This window comes from Leekyejoonella antrihumi, assembly GCF_007845645.1.
GTDB lineage: Bacteria > Actinomycetota > Actinomycetes > Actinomycetales > Dermatophilaceae > Leekyejoonella > Leekyejoonella antrihumi.
Genome location: NZ_VCQV01000097.1, coordinates 1 through 3,414 on the forward strand (window position 1 = coordinate 1; position 3,414 = coordinate 3,414).

General features: G+C 64.6%; 2 protein-coding genes. Both read left to right on the plus strand.

Translation table 11 applies throughout. The features are described from left to right. The first annotated feature begins 445 nt into the window (after positions 1 to 445). On the plus strand, positions 446 to 1,816 hold the full coding sequence (locus FGL98_RS24780; protein WP_222432411.1) for an IS4 family transposase: 1,371 nt from the start codon (positions 446 to 448) through the stop codon (positions 1,814 to 1,816). 176 nt (positions 1,817 to 1,992) lie between these two features. Then, on the plus strand, positions 1,993 to 3,372 hold the full coding sequence (locus FGL98_RS24785; protein WP_146321513.1) for an amidase: 1,380 nt from the start codon (positions 1,993 to 1,995) through the stop codon (positions 3,370 to 3,372). Positions 3,373 to 3,414: the final 42 nt, after the last annotated feature.

Sequence of the window (3,414 nt, forward strand, 5' to 3'; positions counted from 1 at the left end):
TCATAGGAATCTCCTTTATTAACGTCCAACTCGCGTGATGTCGCTGCTCTAGTCTGTGGGTCCGTGACCCGGAACACCTCTGCATGGTCCGAGAAGATCAACGCCGGCTTTGCAAGATTGTTGCGATTTGTGAGGCAACTGTGGCGCCATGTGCCTGCGGTAGTCCGATCTTGCCTGGGCCAGTCAGGTGAAGTGATCGACAGCGGTAGCCAGCTGGCTGCTGCCCCCTCGACGTGAGGACCCGAAAGAGCACTCAGATATCGCTCGTGGTGGGCGCCAGCTTCCGTGCAGATTATGCTGCCGCCTCACTAGTGCCAAGGCCGTGAAGTTACGGGGTGGAGTCGTCGGTCAATGACCGGTGTGGGCGTGTCGAATTGAAGATGAGCAACGGAGCTCCGGTAAAGAGGACAACGACCAAGAAGCCCGTACTTCCCCAGGAGCTCCGTTGCCCATTCATGCTCTCACAAGCAGTGACTCGACCTTGGCTGCCGAGCACGACCGCCGGTATGCGCCCGGGCACCTGGGTGAGTTGACGCGGCTCTTGCCGATCGAGATGGTCGACGAGGCCGTCCAGCAGACCCGCACACTGCAGAAACGGTTGCGCGGTCTACCGGCAAGGGTGGTGGTCTACCTGTTGCTGGCCGGGTGCCTGTTCCCCGAGGTCGGCTACCCGGGGGTGTGGCGCAAGCTGACCGCGGGGCTGGCTCATCTGGCACCGGTCCGGCCGTCGGCCAGTGCACTGTGCCAGGCCCGCCGCCGGATCGGCCCGGCGCCCTTGAAGTGGTTGTTCGACCTGATCCGTGGCCCGGAAGGCGCGGCCCCCGCACGGGCCGGTGTCTGGTGGAAGGGCCTGCTGGTCACCGCGATCGACGGGACCATCCTGACGGTGCCGGACCAGCCTGCCGTGCGGACCCGGTATGTGAAACAGGCCGGTCATCACGGCGGGACGGGGTATCCCCAGGTTCGGCTCCTGGCGCTGCTGACCTGTGGAACTCGCACGCTCATCGACGCGGTGTTCGCGCCGACCACGGTCGGGGAGACCACCTTGGCCCCCGGACTGTGGTCCAGCCTGCGGGCCGGGATGCTCGTGCTGGCTGACCGTAACTTCGATGCCGTGGACGTGCTGACCGGGATCGCCCAGTGCGACGCGGACTTCCTGATCCGGGGGAAAACCAGCCGGCGCCTCCCTGTCCTGGCCCGGCACCAGGACGAGTCCTTCACCAGCAGGATCGGCCCCTTGACGGTCCGCGTGATCGACGCGCAGATCACCGTCACCACCGCGGACGGCGAGCAACGGTGCGCCTATCGGCTGCTGACGACACTGATGGACCCCGTCCGGTATCCCGCCCATCAGCTCGTGGGTCTGTACCACGAGAGATGGGAGATCGAGACGGCCTACCTGGAGCTGAAGGCGTCCATCCTGGGCGGGCGAGTGCTGCGAGCCCGGACCGCACCCGGCCTCGAGCAGGAGATCTACGCCCTCTTGGTGACCTACCAGCTGATCCGTACCGCGATCAGCGACGCCGCCTACGCCACCGGGATGGACCCGGACCGTGGCAGCTTCACCATCGCGTGGCAGACCGCGAAAGACCAAGTCGTCCTCGCGCAGCACGCGATCGATGACGCGGCCGTCGAGCTCGTCGGCGTCATCGGCGCCGAGGTGCTCGCGGACCCGCTACCGCCACGACGGCTGCGAGTATGCCCACGGATCGTCAAACGAGCGATCTCCAAGTACCAGGCACGAGGGCCAGTGATCGACCGATCCTGCCGACAAGCACGCCTCGACGTGTACGTCCTACCCGGCGAGCCTCCGTGACACCAAGCCACTCACCCAAACTTCACGGCCTTGGTGCTAGTGGTCTACGACCTGAGTTCGGCAGCTCCGCCGGAAACCGACGGTCTTCATCATGACTGGGGACCGCTCACTTCACACATTCGCCAGGAGCATCGGCAACTCTATGGCGCTATGAGCCTCACGATGAACGCGGGTGCATGATGGTGAATGCGTTCTCGACTGCTCTTGATCAGGCAGCGGCGATAGCGGCGCGCGAGGTCTCGGCGCAAGAGCTTGCTCGCCTTTATCTCGACCGCATTGCCCGGTTCAACGGAAGCCTTAACGCCTTCTGGATCACCACGCCCGAACTTGCCGAGGCCGCTGCTGCCGCTGCGGATCGCCATCAGCGGAGTACTGCGCTTGGTGGAGTGACAGCGTCAGTCAAGGACCTGACGCCCATGAAGGGGTATCCGCATACGCTCGGGTCACGTGCGTATGCGGGCCAGGTCGCGGACGTGGATGCGTTCGCCGTGACGCGGATGATGCAAGAAGGGTGCGTGATCCTCGGGAAGACCACTACGGCGGAGTTTGGTGGGCGCCCGGTTACCGACTACGGGTTGCACGGCGCGGCCCGCAACCCGTGGGACTTGGCGACCAACGCGGGCGGATCAAGTGGCGGCGCGGCTGCAGCCGTCGCCGCCGGGCTGTGTGCCATCAGCCATGGCAGTGACGGAGGAGGCTCCGTTCGCATCCCCGCAGCCTGCTGCGGGGTCGTGGGCCTCAAACCGTCACGAGGGCTGATTTCAATGGGTCCGCAGTACGGTCATGGCTGGCAGGGGCTTTTGACAGACGGCGTGCTGGCCCGATCCGTGGCCGATGTGGCGGCTGGACTGGACGCGATGGTCGGTCATTTACCGGGGGACCCGTACTGGACCGACGCAGATCCCTCCTACCTTGATGCCTCCAGTGCCCCTAGCCGAAGGCTCAGGGTTGCCTTCACCAAAGCGGCGGGAGTTGTTGTCGATCCGGAGGTTGCGCGGGCCGTCGACGATGTCGCTGCGAGCTGCGAGGGGCTGGGTCACGTAGTCGAGGAGACTGGCCCTGATACTCAGCCGTTTCGGGACTGGGAGAAGACGATCTTCGCTGCAGCCATTGGGTCCGTGCCAGTGGAGGATCCTGGATTGTTGGACCCGGTGAACGCACTTGTTCATGAGTTCGCGCGCGGGCTCACCGCGAGCGATCTCGTTCTCGCGGTGGACGCGATGCACCGATACAGTCGATCAGTCGTGGCGTTCTGGGACGAGTACGACGTGTTGCTCACACCCACGTTCACGCGCCCAGCACCTGGCGTCGGAGAGTTAGGGTCTGATCCTGCTAGTGCTGGCGATGACCACCTGGACTGGCTCAGTTTCGCGTACCCGTACAACTGCACCGGACAACCGTCGATCAGCCTGCCAATGGGCCGGAGCCGGGCCGGTCTTCCGATCGGTGTCCAACTCGTTGGCCCTCCTCGCGGAGATTCGCTTATTCTGCGGCTTGCGGTTGAGCTGGAGGGTGCCCAGCAGGCCACGGTGGGAGTACCGCCGGGTTGGGAGTGATGGCATCAGACAGAAGGATGGTCTTGAGGTTGCGTTCCATAT